Source organism: uncultured Chitinophaga sp. (genome assembly GCF_937874145.1).
Lineage (GTDB): Bacteria > Bacteroidota > Bacteroidia > Chitinophagales > Chitinophagaceae > Chitinophaga.
Genome location: NZ_CALNBI010000508.1, coordinates 1 through 17,032 on the forward strand (window position 1 = coordinate 1; position 17,032 = coordinate 17,032).

At 56.2% G+C, this 17,032-nt stretch carries 12 protein-coding genes; 6 read left to right on the forward strand and 6 right to left on the reverse strand.

Going from position 1 to position 17,032, the window contains the following annotated elements:
- Positions 1-325: hypothetical protein (locus tag Q0510_RS24140; RefSeq protein ID WP_298717656.1), on the forward strand; the 325-nt coding region annotated here is incomplete at its 5' end.
- Between the two features lie 71 nt (positions 326-396).
- Here Q0510_RS24140 and Q0510_RS24145 read toward each other — a convergent pair.
- The 6 genes from Q0510_RS24145 to Q0510_RS24170 form a co-directional block, all read right to left on the reverse strand.
- On the reverse strand, positions 397-3,546 hold the full coding sequence (locus Q0510_RS24145) for a DUF2723 domain-containing protein (protein ID WP_298717661.1): 3,150 nt from the start codon (positions 3,544-3,546) through the stop codon (positions 397-399).
- A gap of 171 nt (positions 3,547-3,717) precedes the next feature.
- Positions 3,718-4,017 (reverse strand): antibiotic biosynthesis monooxygenase family protein, encoded by a 300-nt coding sequence (locus Q0510_RS24150; RefSeq protein ID WP_298717664.1) that lies wholly within the window; start codon positions 4,015-4,017, stop codon positions 3,718-3,720.
- On the reverse strand, positions 4,014-4,838 hold the full coding sequence (locus Q0510_RS24155; protein ID WP_298717667.1) for an SAM-dependent chlorinase/fluorinase: 825 nt from the start codon (positions 4,836-4,838) through the stop codon (positions 4,014-4,016). Before Q0510_RS24155 ends, Q0510_RS24150 begins: the two co-directional genes overlap by 4 nt.
- 125 nt (positions 4,839-4,963) lie before the next feature.
- Positions 4,964-5,767 carry an SDR family oxidoreductase gene (locus Q0510_RS24160; RefSeq protein ID WP_298717670.1) on the reverse strand — a complete coding sequence of 268 codons (804 nt, stop codon included), beginning with the start codon at positions 5,765-5,767 and terminating at the stop codon, positions 4,964-4,966.
- A 242-nt stretch (positions 5,768-6,009) separates the two neighbouring features.
- Complete coding sequence (locus Q0510_RS24165; RefSeq protein WP_298717673.1) at positions 6,010-7,242, reverse strand: DUF6596 domain-containing protein; 1,233 nt, start codon at positions 7,240-7,242, stop codon at positions 6,010-6,012.
- A complete protein-coding gene (locus tag Q0510_RS24170; RefSeq protein ID WP_298717676.1) occupies positions 7,235-7,579 on the reverse strand; it encodes a YciI family protein in 345 nt (114 codons plus the stop codon). Before Q0510_RS24170 ends, Q0510_RS24165 begins: the two co-directional genes overlap by 8 nt.
- A 948-nt stretch (positions 7,580-8,527) precedes the next feature.
- Between Q0510_RS24170 and Q0510_RS24175 the strand changes: the two genes are divergently transcribed.
- The 5 genes from Q0510_RS24175 to Q0510_RS24195 all read left to right on the forward strand — a co-directional run.
- Entirely contained in the window at positions 8,528-11,503 is a 2,976-nt protein-coding gene (locus Q0510_RS24175) for a SusC/RagA family TonB-linked outer membrane protein (protein ID WP_298717679.1), read from the forward strand.
- Positions 11,504-11,520: 17 nt separating this feature from the next.
- On the forward strand, positions 11,521-13,005 hold the full coding sequence (locus Q0510_RS24180; protein WP_298717682.1) for a RagB/SusD family nutrient uptake outer membrane protein: 1,485 nt from the start codon (positions 11,521-11,523) through the stop codon (positions 13,003-13,005).
- 11 nt (positions 13,006-13,016) lie between these two features.
- Entirely contained in the window at positions 13,017-14,639 is a 1,623-nt protein-coding gene (locus Q0510_RS24185) for a carbohydrate-binding protein (protein ID WP_298717684.1), read from the forward strand.
- Positions 14,640-14,650: 11 nt separating this feature from the next.
- Positions 14,651-15,712 carry a DUF5007 domain-containing protein gene (locus tag Q0510_RS24190; protein WP_298717687.1) on the forward strand — a complete coding sequence of 354 codons (1,062 nt, stop codon included), beginning with the start codon at positions 14,651-14,653 and terminating at the stop codon, positions 15,710-15,712.
- Between the two features lie 32 nt (positions 15,713-15,744).
- Positions 15,745-17,032 (forward strand): TonB-dependent receptor plug domain-containing protein (locus Q0510_RS24195; protein ID WP_298717690.1); only part of this gene is annotated, 1,288 nt, incomplete at its 3' end.

A 17,032-nucleotide genomic window follows, 5' to 3' on the forward strand; every position in this document is an offset into this window, starting at 1 on the left:
CAGACTGACATTCAGTTTCTTGATAGGAATCCCGCTTTTCTTGCTGTTTGCCGTTGCAGGAATGTTGGCTTTGCTGATTGCACGAAAACATATAACGGTGTGGGGGGCGGTGGTATATCTATTGCTACTGTCGGGCGCGGGATGGATTGAAAATATCTATATTCTCTACACCGTTTTTAACCGTGACTATTTACCATCTTCATGGAGTTATACCATAATTGGTTTTTATGAAACACTGGCCGTGTTAAGTGTTGCAATACTGTTGGTGGCTTGTGGAACAGCTTACGTATGGCAGCGGATGCGGGGTGCGAAAACTAACTATTGAGCTCGTTTTTAAGCAGAAAAGCCGGTTGACGTACATCAACCGGCTTTTTCTTTTTATCCTGGAATGGAACCTTATTTGCTTTGTTGCGAATCCGCGGGGGCGGGAGCGTTGCCGAATTGCTGGCCGCCTTCCAGTTGTTTGGCGCTGTCGGCACCAAACTGTTGCTGCCACTGTTGCAGCATGGATTTGAACTGTTCGGCGCGGCGGGCGTCGTCCTGCAGGTCGTTGGTGAACTTGGAGGCCGGCAGTGCGCGGTAGTAGCGCATTTGCTGATCCAGGTCCTTGATGATCTGGCTGGAGATGTCCTGCGCTTTCTTCGGGTTGCCTGCGAGGTAGTACGCGTACACGATTTCCATGCTCCAGAGGTTGTGCATGTTGCCGGGCGAGGTTGCGGCGTAAGGCATGTTGCCGGGGAGGAACATCGTGTCCTGGCGGTCGAGGATCGTGAGGGCTTTATCTTTCTTGCCTTCATTTACCAGCGCTACGGCCACTTTGGTGTGGGCGTTGCGGACAGTCTGGAGCATACGGCGGTTGGGCTCGTCGAAGTAAACGCCGGGAACATTTACGCTGCCATACTGGAATTTCTCCATGATGGTGTTGAACGCGCGGCGGGTGTTTACCTGGTCGTTCAGGCCGGGCAGCATCTGGTCGGGCGTATTGCGGCGCGTGGGCACCAGGCGGTAGGTCATGCCTTCAACAGACAGGAAGTCGTTGAAGCCGAGGTCTACCGGCGAAGTGAAGTAGATCGGGCGCTTCCATTCGTTGGTAGCGATGATGTCGTATACGGCGAGGTCGTTCTTGAAGATCATTTGTTTGCTGATCTGGAAGGGAACCTGCGCTTCGATGCGAACGCTGTCTTCGGGATCCACGGTTCCATTGGCCAGCACGGCGGCTTTGTCTACCGGGATAAAGAGTTTCTGCGTGGGCAGGTAGTTCACTCTTTCGCCGGTTTGCAGGGGCACTTTGGCGCCTTCGCTTTCGTCGCCGAGGAACGCGATCACTTCTTTCAGGTTGTAGAAGCGGTCCTGCGGTACTTTCCCGTTGTCGTAGAACATCAGGTAGTTGCGGTTTTCGCCGCGGTATTGTTCAGGCTTGAGCGTCATGGGGATGGCCGGGCTCTGGTTGGTGGCGTTGCGGGCCTGGTCGATGTACCAGTCCACGCCCAGCAGGCTCAGGTTGATCACGCGGATATCCGGGCGGACGCCCTCCACTTCCTGGGCGTACCAGAGCGGGTATGTATCGTTGTCACCCACGGTAAATAGGATGGCGTTGGGCGCGCAGGATTCGAGGTAATCTTTGGCTACGTCGCGGGCGATTACTTTCTTGGAACGGTCGTGATCGTCCCAGCCCTGCTGTGCCATGAGCACGGGGGCGGCCAGGAGGCTGATCACTACGGCCAGTACGGCGGCTGCGGGCAGTTTGCGTTTTTCGAAGAACGTAAAGATGCTCATCACGCCGAGGCCGATCCAGATGGCGAAGGCGTAGAAGGAGCCTACGTAGGCGTAGTCTCGCTCACGCGGCTGGTTGCCGGCCTGGTTGAGGTAGAGAACGATGGCGAGGCCGGTGAAGAAGAAGAGGAGCCCTGCGATGAGTGCGTCTTTCCGGTGGCGGCTGTAATGGAAAAGGAATCCGATCAGGCCGAGGAGGAAAGGCAGGAAGAAGAAGGTATTGTGTGCTTTGTTGTGCTTGAGGCTGTCGGGCATTGCGGATTGGTCGCCGAGGAAGATATTGTCCAGCGGCGTGATGCCGGAGAGCATGTTGCCATCGCGCGGGTTGCCGAAGCCCTGGGTGTCATTTTGCTTTCCGATGAAGTTCCATCCGAAGTAACGGATGTACATGTGCCATACCTGGTAACCGAGGAAAAACCGGATGTTGTCGCCGAAGGAGGGTTTTTCACCATCCGCCAGTCCGAGGAACGCCTTGTAGTAATCGGCGTGCCCCTGGTCGTTGGAGGCGTCCCACACGCGGGGGAACAGCATCATATCTTCAGAAGCATATACCGGCACCTGTTTTTTACCGGCCACGATGTATTTGTCGCCGGCACGGGCGTAAATATTATTGGTTTCCTTGTATTCCGTCGGGCGGGCGGTGAACACCTGGCCGTAGATCAGCGGGAAGTCGCCGTATTGTTCACGGCCGAGGTAGCCCACGAGGGAAACGGGGTTGTCCACGTTATACATATCTACCGTGGGGTTCGCGGAGGAACGGATCATGGTGGTGATATAGGTGGAGTAGCCCATGAGGAGGAAGAAGATGCAGGCGTTGACGAGCTGCAGGGGATATTTCAGCTTGTTGTAATCGATTTTGGAACCGAATGCCTTTACGAGATACGGGATGGCCAGTACGGCCACGGCCAATACGATCCTGGCCGCACGTGCCCCACCGCTGGAACCTTCGGGGAAGGCGGGGATGATCAGCACGGTGGCGATGAGGATGAGGGGAGCGTAGAGGCCGACTTTCGGTTTGAAGTAACCGATCACCAGCAGCGCGAGGATGCCGATAAAGTAGAAGGTGAAACCGGAGAAGAAGGGAAGGCTGAGGGAGTTCACGAAGTAAACGTCCATCATACCGGCCACTTTAATGGTATCCTGGATCACGAACTTCTGCAGGGCGCCGGTGATGAGGCATCCGATCACGAAAGCCCAGAAAGCGCCCCATCCGGAGATTTTCTTGCTTTTCTTGAAGTACCAGATCAGCACCATGGCCGGGATGGTCAGCAGGTTGAGCAGGTGGACGCCGATAGAAAGCCCCATCAGGTAAGCGATGAGCACGATCCAGCGGTCGCCGGTTTCGGTATCTGCCGCATGCTCCCACTTCAGCATCGCCCAGAAAACCACGGCGGTGAAGAGGGAAGACATGGCGTATACTTCGCCTTCCACGGCGGAGAACCAGAAAGAATCGGAGAAAGTGTAGGCCAGGGCACCTACGGCGCCGGCGCCCATTACCACGATCAGCTGGCTGTTGGTCAGCTCAGCGCCGTTCTGGGTATAGATGCGGCGGGCGAAGTGGGTGATGGTCCAGAAAAGGAACAGGATGGTGAACCCGCTGGCCAGGGCGCTCATGATGTTGATGCCGAGAGCCGCGTTTCCGGGCGTGAAGGGCAAGGTGAAGATCCGGCCGATCAGCACGAACAAGGGTGCGCCGGGAGGGTGGGGAACCTGGACTTTATAGGCCGCGGAGATAAACTCACCGCAATCCCACAGGCTTCCCGTGGCTTCCATAGTCATTAAATAAACAACACAGGCGATAATACACACGATCCAGCCTGTAATGTTATTAATCCTGTTAAAATGCATAAGTCGATTTTAGGTAATTCCGACAAAAATAGAAAATCTAAGCAATTAAGGTAACCGCCGGTACAGTTTTAACTTTTTATAAATATTTTAACATATTCACAAGTTTGCGGAAGCGATGCGGTCGAGGCTCCAGGCGTCGGGTTTTGCTGAGAACCAGGGTTTTATGGTAGACCATGTTTGGGCAAACAAATCGGAGTGGCGATAGGCGTCCAGGGCGTCGGGGCCCGACCAGATGCTGTAGGTGCAATAAACGCCCGGCCGGGAGCGGTCTTTCCACAGTTCGAGGTGGGAACATCCGGGAAATTGGCGGATATCGTTGCGGAGGGTCTCGAAAAGGGCTTCGAAACCGGTGCAGTGCGCGTCGGCGAAGGTGAGTTGTACGATTCGGATCATCATTCAAAGAGGATTCTGACGGTCTGGTAGAAAGACAGTTGTTGGTAAGCCCCCTGTTGCAGCTGATCTCTCCTGAAGCCCTGCAGGCCGAAGAGGCCCGCGGCATTGCCCTTGTTCACGGCGATTTCGAGGTAGCCCGCGGCGTTGAAGAGCGCGAGCTTCTGGCCCTCGGCCACGTCGGCGTAGGTTTCGCTGAGATGGGTGATCATCTCGTCGCGCCGGAAGAAGATGGCGAAGCGGCGCCCGTTGCGCTGGGCATGGAACTGCTCGCGGGTGATGTTGACCACCACGTTCTCGAAGTTGTCGATGTGGAGGATCTGCCCTTCGATATAGTCTTCACCGGTAAGCGGCTGCAGGTTGTTCTTCACGACGATGTCCGTTGCCGGCGTACCGATCTGCGCAGGCGTTTCGCCACCGAAAAGGCGGGCCAGCGACTGGGCCATAACCGTCACGATCCCCAGGGTGTTGCGGATTTCCAGCGAAGCGATGGAGATACGGTGTACTTCTTCGGGCATGCCGCCGGCGATCATGGTAAGCAGGCCATTGTCTGCACAACAGATATACTGCCCCTGGTGGCGCGCCAGCAGGATGAAGTCGGTCTTGCGGTCGAACAGGTTGTTGAGCACGAGGTGGCAGGTGTCTGCCGGGAAGTAGCGGAAAGCGCTGCGGCAGATGTAGGTAGCCTGCGGCAGGTTGAAGGGCGAGATGTGGTGCGAGATGTCCACGACCTGGGCATTCGGACAATGCTGCAGCAGCAGGCCTTTTATAGCGCCTGTCAGGTAATCCTGCAATCCAATGTCTGATGTCAGCGTAACGATGGGCATAATGAGTTCAACCGAAGCTCGTTCTGTAACAGGGGTTTGATCCCTGCAAAGAAAGGCATTATTTCAGTGCAATGATTAAAAAAAAGGAATAATTGTAAGCTGGTGCAAAAGCGGGGCCAGACTCGTCAGGAGAGGGGCGAACCGGGTTCTTTCCGGAAGTGGTTGAAGACCAGTTTGTCCGTCAGCCCGGGGAACAGTTTGCTTAACAAAACGGTGAGCTTTCCCTGCGAAGTCAAAACCAGCGTCCGTTTTCGTTTGGCGATGGCGTTGAGCGTGTGTTCGGCAACGGTTGCCGCGCTCATGAGGCTGCCTTCGTCCAGCGGGGTTTCCTGCTGCGAGCGGCCGCTCTTGTCCAGCGCGGTGTTCCGGATATTGGAGGCGGTAAATCCCGGGCATACCCACATCACGTTCACGCCTGTATGGAGATTTTCCGTCCGCAATGCTTCGAGGAACCCCTGCATGGCGAACTTCGAGGCGGAATAACCCGTCCTGCCCGGCAACCCACGGTACCCCGCGATGCTGCTCACGCCTACCACGGTGCCTTTCTGGGCGAGGATAGACGGCAGGGCGTATTTGGTGCAATACACCGTGCCCCAGAAGTTAATGTCCATCAACGTCTTCAGCACATCCGGCGTAGCGTCCCGGAAGAGGGCGCGCATAGAGATGCCTGCGTTGTTGATGAGAATGTCGATCTTCCCGAACTTTTCCAGCACGCTCCCGATAAAATCCCGGCAATCCTCCTCACGGCTCACATCGGCCCTGAAAACATGTAATGCGGGCGCTTCGGCCTGCAGGGCGCGGAGGGTTTCCTCTTTGCGACCGCATACGGAAACGTTGGCGCCTGCACGGAGAAATGCGAGGGCGAGCGCCTTGCCGATGCCGGACGTGGCGCCTGTGATAACTACGGATTGGTGCTGGAAGCGTTGCATGGTGCAAAAATAATGGGCCGGGGCACAACAGAAAAAAAATGTTAGACACAGTGAATAAATAAAAATCCGCGCGGGTATTGGTTTTTCGTCTTTATTTAGTATAAAACGCTGATCTGCAAAGGATATGAGCACTTCAACTTTTACTTGAATCAAGCGCATGGCGCGTTTGAGCGTCATATTCGTGAGCGCGCCCGGGAGTAATTGCGTATATCGAAACGTCAGCGCTTTGGTGTGCCGGCGTTTCAGGACTTTGTCCCGAGAATGCCCGCAATGCGTGTGCGGATGAACGCGGCTTCCGCGGCGGTGGGTTTGCCTTGCAATGCCTTCCGGTAATGGAGAAGGGCGGCGGAGGGATGGCCCTGGTCGGCGTGTATCCGTGCCAGCGTAGCGTGCAAGAGATGATGGTGCCGCATAAACGTGTCCTTTTCGAGTGCCGCCAGCATCTCCAAAGCGGCGCGCGTTTGCCCCGCGAAATGCAGCGCGATGGCGTGATTGAGGGTAATGAAGGGCGAGGGCGCCAGTGCCGACAGCTGCCGGTATAACCCGGCGATCTGCAGCCAGGGCGTAGCGGAAAACGATGCCGCCGTGGCATGGAAGTACGCGATCGACGCTTCGAAGTGGTAAGGGCTCCCGGCGCTGGCGACGGCCGCCTGTTTGAGGTAACCGGTGGCCACGCGGATCATGTCGTGGTTCCAGGCGGCGCGGTCCTGGTGCTCCAGCTCCAGCAGCTCGCCCATGGGCCCGGTGCGCGCATTCCAGCGCGAAAGCTGGAAGAGCATAAGGGCATAGAGCGCTTTGGCATCGGGGACGCAAACCCGCGCCCGGCGGATGGTTTCGCGGGTGAGGCTGAGGGCGTCTTCGCACAGGGATTCGTCCTGTATTTTCCAGCCTTCGGTGAAAATGATATACAGCGCTTTGAGGGCGAGCTGTACTTTCTCCGCGCTCCACCATACAAAACCCGATCGGAAGGCGATATCGCCCGCGCGGAGCTGTTGCCGCTGGCGGTAGAGTACTTTGGAAATGCTGTCGGCTTCCATGCCGAGCAGCTCGCCGATCTGTTGCACCTGCAAACTGAAAACATACCGCAAAGCCGTGATGAGCTGCACTTTGGGCGGGAATTTCGCATGCATGCAGGCGAAAAGGAGCCGCAGCAGTTCGAGGTCGCCGTTGGCAGGAGGGCCTTCCGGCGCGGGAGCGTTGGGGAGGTGGGTTAGGGGTATGACGGGCGGCTTGCGGGCCAGGCGCCTCCGGCTCAAATTGCGCACGGCCCCGTACAGCCAGGCTTCCGGCTGCGCGGGGAGCTGGCGGGGCCAGGTGGCCGCCGCGGAAGTGAACGCCTCCTGCACCATGTCTTCCGCGTCGGCCAGGGTCAACGAACTGTCCATAAACAGGAGGTGACCGGTCATTTTCCCGAAACATTGGCGGTAGAGCCGCTGCAGGAGGGCGTTTAGTGATATGTCGGCCGCATCAGGCATAGATCATCAAAGGTCGGACTTCTATGGCGATTTTATCTTCCCGGAGGGGAGGACAGGTGGCGGCGATGCGGGCGGCATGGTCAAGGTCTTCCGCTTCGATAAGGAAGTACCCGGAAATCGATTCGCGGGATTCGGCGAAAGGCCCGTCGGACGCGATGTGGTTTTTGCGCAGGTAGCGGGTATCCGGTTCGAGGGGCTCGCCGGAAAGCAGGTGCCCTTTGGCGGCGAGCGCTTCGGCCCAGGCGGTCATTTCCGCGATATCGGCCTGTAGCTCGTCTTCGGTCATTTCCGCGAGCCGCGATAAGTCTTCCCGGATCAGGAGCATAAATTTTTTCATGGGTTGCATTGTTTTTCAATATAGTGCCGTCCGCGCAATAAATCCGGACAAGATATCAGAAAAATTTTATGGTACTCGATTGCGAAAACTTGGTATTATTTTAATGGGTTAGATTTCGCTGTAACCCGCCGCCGGTAAGATTTAGCAAAGTGTAGCGTGTATTTATGACGCTTATCGAAAATCTGCTTTCATATGCAATCATTATATGCTTTAATCGTGGAAATCCTTTGCTGGATGGTGGTTCAGCATTTGATAATTCTACCTTCCCCACTATTTTTCAAAATGAAATCGATTTCTTTAGATGAAAATGCCGACGCGGAAATTATCAATCCTTTCATCCTATTCAAAAACCTTTCGTTAACATTAAAATAATACTGCAAATGCAGATAAAATAAAGCAATTTAAATACTTTTAAACTGCCATTACGATCAAATGTTATGTGATTTTGCTGGATTTTTAAGAAACTTTAACATTTGATGTTTAATTTGTATGCAAAATGCCCTCTATGCTTGACGGGAATATTCTGCCGATGTATCTTCATTCCAACTTGTATATCGCGCAGATCATTTTTCGGAAAGAATGGATGATTATCCCTTCATAATTCAAACCACGTTTAAAACATGCACATTTTTACACCAGCGGCCAGATTGATCCGCACCTTCGGATAACCCCCTGACCCGGTTTACCGCCGGCCCCTAAATCGAAATGAGGATGTAACAGCAACGCACGCGCGCCAACCCGCGCCTGCCACTACGGAGATGGAGAAGCCGGAGGGTTTAACCGGTACGCACCAGAGGGTCCACTCGTATCTATCATCAGTAACCTAGACGGCATACATTACCCATGACGGCCCAAACGGCCCGTCCAGGCATTGCTTTGCCGTATCCTGCCATTGCTCCGCAACGGCGGGCCTGGGTATTCTATGCTTAAAAAAACCAATTGCTCCATATGACATATTTCTACCCATGTACCCGCAAAAAGCAGGCATTCCTGCTCGCGCTGTTGCTGATGGGAACCGGCGCAGCCGCTCAGAAAAAGGTCTTCAGCAAGTCGGACAGCACCAAGTCCGTCTCCAATGATGCCACCGAGCGGCTCAAGCAACTCCCGGTTTCCAATCTCGACTCTGCCGGTTATATCCGGAATACGGAAATGATGCTCCGCCAACTGGGCGCCACTTCCTCCCCGGATCTCGACCAGGCGCGCAAACTGCCCTATATCGGGATCAATTCCGTGCTGGCAGGCCGCGCCACCGGCGTGGACGTCCGCATTCCCAGCGCCGAACCCGGCAAGCGCAACGCCATCTTCATCCGCGGCGCCTCCGGCCTGCTCCTGAAGAACGGCGACATCTTCGCCGCGCAACCCCTGTACGTAGTGGATGGCATGCCGCTCCAGTACGATCACGCGTTTGCCTACGATATCCAGCGCTTCGATTTCAACCGCATCGGAACAGAAATCGATCCCCTCGCTTTCATCGATGTGAACGACATCCGCAGCATTTCCGTTCTCAAAGACGCAGGCGCCACCGCGAAATACGGTCCCGCCGCTTCCGCCGGCGTCATCGAAATCTCCACCCGCGGGCCCCGCACCGGCGAGCTCCGCGTGGAAGTGAACGGCTACGCAGGCCTCTCCCTCAAACCTACCCTCAAAGTAATCAACGGCCGCTGGGAACGCGACTTCCGGCTGCCGTTCTACGATAAATACGCCACCGCGGAACAATACCGCAGCTTCCCGGCGTACCTCGCGGATTCCACCAACGCACAATATTATGGTGCGGCCGACTGGGACGAATCCTATTACCGAAACGGGCTCATGACCGGCCTGCACGCCGGCGTCAGCGGCGGTACCCGCCTGGCCAGCTTCCGGTTCGGCGTAGGGCAATCCACGTTGCAGGGGCAGGACAATACCCTCATGCGCCGATACAACGTCAACTTCGGGATCAATATCACCCCGGTGAAACGCCTCGACTGGAGCACCTACCTCAGCGCGGGCATGATCAACCGCAAGCGCAACCAGTCGCTGCGCGACCGGATGGGCGACCAGGATTACATCCTTAACCTCGACCGTCCGCCTTCCCCCAACAAAACGTTGCTGGATGAATATTATAATTATCTCGAAGAAGGCGTTGACCGCAACCGCAACACCAATGTGCGCGTGCTCAACAACCTGACGTATACTTTCTCGCCGCACTTCAAATTCAACTCGCGTTTCTCCATCGATTACGGCCAGAATTTCCGTGACCTGTTCATCCCCAGCACGGTGAACGACGGGAATAACTTCGCCAACAACTTCGACGGCCTGCAAACCCGCATGACGCTGGATAATTCGGTGGAGTTCAACCGCTACTTCGGCAAGCACCACCGCCTGGTGGTAACTGCCGGCCAGTACAACCAGTGGGACCGCTGGCGCTACATGTACGGCAAGGCTTACCGCGGCAAGAGCGATTATATCAAGATCTACCAGCCCAGTTCCCCCGGCGATCCGAACAACGGCTCGCACAACCTGCGCCTCACCGCCAACTTCAAAGACCGCATCCGCGCAGCGCTGGCCAGTTTCTACGGGAATATCGGGTATGATTATAAGGATAAATACAGCGTAAGCCTGTACCTGCGGCAGGACGGCAGCTCCAACGTGACTGAAGATAATCGCTGGAAGATGTTCCCCACCGCCACGGCGTCCTGGAACATTTCAAAAGAGAACTTCCTCAGGGAATCCAAAACCCTCAGCACATTGCGCCTCCGCGGCAGCGCGGGCCGCATGGGCAAGCTCTTCTCGCTCGATTATTATAATGGAGGGCCGGTGTATAACGTGGAGGTAGGATGGGAGGGAACCCCCAACCTGTCGACCTACAACGCTTACCCCGTCCTCAACGCCGCTTACGAACTGGGCTACGTTGCCCCCGGCATCGGCTGGGCCTATACCGACCAGCCGAACGGCGGCCTGGATTTCGGTTTCATGAAAGACCGCATCCGCGCTTCGGTGGACGTGTACGCCCGTACCGACCGCGACATGCTCCTGAAAGTGCCGGTGACCCAGGAATACGGGTATTCCGGGATGTGGCAGAACGGGATGGATATCCGCAATTCCGGCGTGGAACTGACGCTGGAGGCGACCATTCTTCAGCAGAAAGATCTCGCATGGTCTTCCGCGCTGAACGCATCCTTCAACCGCAGCCAGCTGCTGGCCCTTCCGGGCGGGCAGCAATCCGTGGTGCTCGGCAACCGCCGCTTCGAGGTGGGCAAGCCCGTTGACCGGTTCTGGCTGCTGCAAAACGAAGGCATCTATGCTACGGACGCGGATGTTCCTTCGGGCATGACTTACCAGGGTATCGCCATGAAAGGCGGCGATCCGCATTGGGTAGACCAGAACGGGGATAACGTTATCGATGATAACGACCGGATCATGGAGGGCTCGCACAACCCGAAAGTACAGGGCGGATGGGCCAACACGGTCCGTTACCGCAACCTGGAGCTGAACTTCCTGCTCAGCTATGCTTTCGGCCGGAAGCTGATCAACGAAAGCCTCGCCGCGCGTTTCGATTTCGCGAACCGCGAAGGCGCGGATGATATTGGGGCCGTGAAGGAGGTATTCTATTGGGCGGAGCCGGAAGGCGACCTCGACCGCGTTCCCCGTTACAATCCCTGGAGCGCCGTGAGCCCTTACCAGGTGAACCAGACGCTCTTCCTGGAAGACGCTTCTTACGTGCGCCTGCGCTCGGTGACCTTTACCTATAATTTCCGCAGCGCCTGGCTGAAGGAACGCGGCATGCAGATGCTGCGCCTTTACGTAACCGGCAACAACCTGCTGACCTGGACGCGCTACCGCGGTGGCGACCCCGAGGCATTCAGCTACTTCGGGTACGACCAGGGCGGATACAACTGGGCACAGCCTAAGAGTTTCACGATGGGCTTCAACTTACAGTTCTAATGCAAAAAAGCAATCTCATGCGAAAAATATGGATAGGCGGCCTCGTTGTATTGATGGCCGCCGGCTGGTCGTCCTGCAAAAATATGCTGGACATCGAAAGCACCCGCGCCGTAACGGAAGAGAATATGTGGGCGACGAAGAACGACGCGTGGGCAGGCAGCTTCGCCTGTTACGGACTGCTCCGCGCCGCCATGTGCAACGAAAACGCATACTGGGCGCACGGTGAGCTGCGGGCCGGGCAATTCACCATCACCAAGCGCGGCGACCTCCAGGCCGTGCGCAACAACCGGCTCACCTCGAACTATGTGACGATGGATACCTGGCGCGACTGGCGCAAGTTCTACGCCACCATCGCCCAATGTAACCTGGCCATCGCCAAGCTGCCCGGCATCCCCGCGCTGGACGAGCGTTATTCCAGGACCGAAATGGAGCTGGACCTCGCGCAGGTGCGTTACATCCGTGCATTTACCTACTTCTACATGGTGCGCGTATGGGGCGATGTGCCCCTGATCACCGAAGTAGGGCAGGGCGATTTCGCCACCCTTCCGCGGACACCCCAGAACGAAGTGCTGGAATTTGCGTTCAACGAAGCCACCAACGCCATCGCGAAGCTGCCCTGGCAGTTCGACGGCACCCACCCGGAACAGACCGGTAACTACCGTGGCCAGGGTATCAGCCACTGGCGCAGCATCCTGGCTACCAAAGGCGCGGGACTGACGCTGCAGGCGCACATCCGGGTATGGCAGAAAGACTACCAGGGCGCGCTGGATATCATCCAGGTGATCCGCGACAACGGGAGCAAGACTGGTTACAACATAGTAAGCGTTACCGACCTTGTCAGCAACAGCGGAACATTCCGCGGCCGCAGGAACGAGAACATCTTCCAGCTGGATATGAACTTCGACCACGCGGAAATTTCAACGACGGGGCAAATTGAAAACTGGACGCTTCGCGCGCCGGATGTGTCCAAGAAGGAAGCGGAAATGTACGTGACCAAAGACAGCATCCTGAACATCTTCCCCCTGGCTTCGGACCTGCGCCTTACGACCTTCTTCACCGACATGGGTTCCATGCAGCCGATGTTCTACAAGATCAAGATGCTGAACGACGCGGTGAAGAACCCTACGCTGCGGTTCTTCAATTCCGCCATCGTGGTATTCCGTTACGAGGAATTGTTGCTGCTCCAGGCCGAGTGCCAGTTGCGGACAGGCAACTTCTCCGGGGCGCTGACCCTGCTGAACGACCGCCGGGGCAACCGCAACCTCACGCCGGTACTCAATACCGTCTCGGAAGAGCAGCTGCTGGATGAAATCTTCCGGGAGCGCCGCCGCGAGCTCATCGGCGAAGGCTGGCTCTGGTACGACCTGGTGACTTTCGGCAAAGTGCCTGAATTCACCGGTCTTTCGCAGGCGGATGTTGACAACGGCGCCATCTACTGGCCTGTTTCCCGCGCAGCGCTCAGCCTCAATCCCAAACTGATCCAAACCAATTACTGGAAGTAAAAACCGGACAAATGAAAAAGTTTTCCTTCAGTATCCCGCTTCTCGCCGCCACTTTGCTGGCCGCCACTTTTTCCTGCGAGAAAAAGAATGTCGAATACCGCGACATGCAGCCGACGCGGGAAGTGAACATGTCGACTTACGACTTCATCAAAAGCGCCAACAAAGGCGGCTTGTACGATACACTTATCTATCTGCTCGATAAAACCGGTTTGGCCGAGAAGCTGAAATCCGGCAACGTAACCTTCTTCGTTCCGCAGGATTTTTCCATCAAAGCGGCGATGTACGACGTCAATTTCACCCGCGAGAAACGCGGCGATCCCGGCAACTGGACGGTGGACAGCATCCGTCTGGGTATTTGGGATACCCTGCTTTCCCGCTACATGCTCGAAGGCAGTTACGACCTGGATACTTTGCGTTATGCGGATGGTATGAACCTGGTAACGCCTTACGGGTATGAAATGAACGGTAAGGCGATCATCACCACGGCTTCGGGCATCGAAAGCGGCGGGTCTACGGTGATCCAGTTTTCGGACAAGAACGAAAGCCGCATCATGAAGAACTGGGTGATGGCGACCACGGAAGCCGCCAACCTGAAAACCCTTTCGGGGATCGCGCATATGCTGGAGCCGAAGCACATCTTCGGGTTCTCTTCCTTCTCCCGCATGTCGTACCCGCCCGTTCGCCGGCCTTATTTCGCCAATCCGCTGCCCATTCCGGGGCATATCGAGCTGGGTTACTATGACCACGGCGGCGAAGGGCTCGCTTATCACGACAATGAAATCGCTGCGAGAGGAACTTCTTCTTTCCGGAAAGACGAGGGGGTGGACCTGGACAATTGCAGCGAAGGTTTGTATAATACCGGTTACACCAACATCGGCGAGTGGCTGCGGTTTACCGTGCAGGTGAACCATACCGGCCGCTACCGCCTGTATTGCAAGGTGGCATCTCCCAACGACCACGGGCGCCTGCGCATCGAGGTAGACGACGTGAATGTTTCCGGCAGCATGGTGGTGCCGAAATCCGGCGGATACCAGAACTGGAGGACGCTGATGGTGGATAATATCCAGCTGACGGAAGGCATCAGCACGCTGTACCACTACCTGGAAACAGGCGGTTACAACGCCGGCAGGTTTGCGTTCATTCCTATGGACAGAGTGCCCTACAACATCCAGCCCCACAGCATCCCGGGTGAGATCTTCGCCACGGAATTCGATTTCGGGCTGCCCAATGAATCCTATTTCGATTCCGACGAAGGCAACAAAGCCAACGGCAGAGCGGAGCACCGCGTGTTTGAAGGGCCCGACTGTGAAAAAGTGAATGAAAGGCCCGGCACTTTCGCTATCAGCCACGGCGTGAAGGGCGAATGGCTTACCTATTCCGTGGATGTGAAACAGGACGGCGATTACCGCATCGTATTCCGCACCAGCGGCACCGGCGCTGCCGGCAAACTGCGCCTGGAAGTGGATGGCGTGGATATTACCGGAACGGTTGCTGTGCCCGTTACGGGCGCGTACGGCACTTATAAAGACTTTGACGGTCCTATCGTACACCTTACCGCAGGCCGCCACATCCTGAAATATGTGAATGGCGATGCCGGTTTCAACCTGTATCAAATCAAATTCATCGCCCAATAAAAACAGTCCGCATGCAAAAGAAAACAACACGAGAACTGAGGCGCATATTCTTTGCCGCACCGCTGCTGGCCCTGCTGGCGGGTGTTACCGGCTGTTACAAGAATTTGATTCCCGACGAAAAGGATCACCTCAGCAATAACATGAACTACACGACTGAAACATTCGTCGCCACCCTTGGCGAGAACAATGCTTTCATCAACGTGTTCAACGCCGACTATTCCACCCAGCCGCTCACTTTCACGATCGAGAACGTGCGCAGCGGCGATAAGTCGCCCGCGCCCCAGCTCCGCGCCCTGGTAGACACGCGGCAATGGAAGACCTGGTACAGCGGCAACGAGAAATCCATCCAGGAGATCTATGACAAAACCTTCACCACCAAGCGCCCCATTCTCGACATCCGGGAGAATTCCGGGGAGATCATCTTCTGGAACGTGGATTCGCTGACGGTGCCTTACGGCGTGTATTACTTCGATGTCCGGGTGAAGAACAACGGCGGGGAGCGCCTGTTCTCCAACCTGATGCTAGACCTGCGCCGCCCGCACCCTTTTGAGCCTTACACCCACGACGATATCACCGGCATCCAGAAACCGCTGACCAGCGGTGGCGTGGTGAAAGCACATGATACGAGGAACGTCCGCGACTACATGCAGCGCGTACTGCCCAAAGACAGCGTGGACGTGTTTTTCGTGAAAACCGGCGACGCCGCCAATACGGTTTCTTTCCGGTTCTTTAACCGCGATTCTTCCGTCATTCCCCTGACCGTGTTCGATGTGCAGCGCTGGGACAGCATGTACTATTACAGCCCCATGGCCAACACCCAGGTGGAATTCGGTTTTAACCGCCGGTTCGACCAGGACAGCACCATCGTTACCTACGACATCCCGAACCCTTTCCCGGTGCTGACGGATGTTTCAGGCGGGCTGGACATGGCTACGGTTTATTTCGATTTCAAGCGCGTGAACTTCGGCCGGCAGGAGCTGGGCTTTGTAGCCCTGAAGTTTGCCATCCTCGAGCCCGGGGAATGGACCATTGCCGTCAAATTCCGGCAGACGCCCAAATTCGAAGACGACTGATTTCGTAAACACCAAGTAAAAAAGAAACTGATATGCGAAATATATATCCCAAAGCGGTGGCGCTTTGTACGGTCTTTCTGCTCCTGGCCTGCGGCATAGCCCTGGCGCAGCAGAAGATCACGATCAAGGGGAGGGTCACGGATGCGCAGTCGCATTCGGGGATTCCCGGCGTGAGCATCGTGGATGCCGACCTGAAGAAAGGTCTTGCCGTGACAGATCCCAACGGTAATTATACCGTCACAATTGAACTGAATAAAAACCTGTTGTTCCGTTTTATCGGGTATGAAGACAGGGTGCTCAAAGCCAGCAAGGCCGAACTGAACGTGGCGTTGTCGCCCGCCGAAAAATTCCTGAAAGAATCCGTGATCGTGGGTTACCAGACGCGCAGCAAGGAAACGGTGACGGGTGCGGTATCCATGATCAATAAGAAAGATATCCAGGACGTACCGGTGACCAACCTGGAGCAGTTGCTGCAGGGTAAAGTGGCAGGGATGAACATCCAGAATATCAGCGGTGCGCCGGGTTTCGGCGGTTCCATCAATATCCGCGGTATTTCCCAGCTGAATATTTCCGGCGGCGGCGACGAGGCTTTCCTTTCCAGCTCCAACCCCTTGCTGGTAATCGACAACGTTCCGGTAGATTATGACGGCGGTATCGACCAGTCGATGCTCCAGCCCGGCGCGGCCACGGGCCCGCTTTCGCTGCTGCCTCCAGAAGATATCGAATCGATCGAGGTGTTCAAGGATGCGCAGGCGGCTTCGTTGTATGGCTCCCGCGGGGCCAACGGCGTAATCGTGATCACGACGCGCCGCGGTAACTCGGCCGTTCCCATCATCAACCTGAACAACAGCATTTTCCTCAACACCCCGCCCCAGCTGCGGCCAGTGCAGGGCGGTAACCTGGAAAGGGATTTCCGGACATACACGATTCTGAACCACAGCGAATACGACTTCCTGGCAAAGCAACAGTTCGCCAACGCGCAGTTCCTGTCAGATAGCCTGAACGGGTTTTACAACAACAGTACCGACTGGCAGGGGCTTTTCTACCAGCGTACCATCAACTCCAACAACAACCTGCAGATCAGCGGCGGCAACTCAAAAATGAACTACAAGGCGAACCTCTCGTACCAGATGAACCAGGGTATCATCAAGAATACCGGGTTCAACAAGTACATCGCCAACATGCAGCTGAACCTCATGCCTACCGACCGCCTGCGCATCAGCGGCCAGCTGTTCGCAGCGCTCGGCCAGAAGCAGCGCGGCAACGGCGGCGGCCTTACGGGCAACGGCGCGGGCAACGCTTTTACCAGTTCCCTGCTGC

What these genes read in the sequence shown, in the direction of transcription:
- Q0510_RS24180 (WP_298717682.1), top strand. Translation starts at nt 11,521, where the DNA reads ATGCGAAAAATATGGATAGGCGGCCTCGTTGTATTGATGGCCGCCGGC.
- Q0510_RS24165 (WP_298717673.1), bottom strand. Translation starts at nt 7,242, where the DNA reads ATGCCTGATGCGGCCGACATATCACTAAACGCCCTCCTGCAGCGGCTC.
- Q0510_RS24160 (WP_298717670.1), bottom strand. Translation starts at nt 5,767, where the DNA reads ATGCAACGCTTCCAGCACCAATCCGTAGTTATCACAGGCGCCACGTCC.
- Q0510_RS24150 (WP_298717664.1), bottom strand. Translation starts at nt 4,017, where the DNA reads ATGATGATCCGAATCGTACAACTCACCTTCGCCGACGCGCACTGCACC.
- Q0510_RS24170 (WP_298717676.1), bottom strand. Translation starts at nt 7,579, where the DNA reads ATGAAAAAATTTATGCTCCTGATCCGGGAAGACTTATCGCGGCTCGCG.
- Q0510_RS24155 (WP_298717667.1), bottom strand. Translation starts at nt 4,838, where the DNA reads ATGCCCATCGTTACGCTGACATCAGACATTGGATTGCAGGATTACCTG.
- Q0510_RS24175 (WP_298717679.1), top strand. Translation starts at nt 8,528, where the DNA reads ATGACATATTTCTACCCATGTACCCGCAAAAAGCAGGCATTCCTGCTC.
- Q0510_RS24190 (WP_298717687.1), top strand. Translation starts at nt 14,651, where the DNA reads ATGCAAAAGAAAACAACACGAGAACTGAGGCGCATATTCTTTGCCGCA.
- Q0510_RS24145 (WP_298717661.1), bottom strand. Translation starts at nt 3,546, where the DNA reads ATGGAAGCCACGGGAAGCCTGTGGGATTGCGGTGAGTTTATCTCCGCG.
- Q0510_RS24185 (WP_298717684.1), top strand. Translation starts at nt 13,017, where the DNA reads ATGAAAAAGTTTTCCTTCAGTATCCCGCTTCTCGCCGCCACTTTGCTG.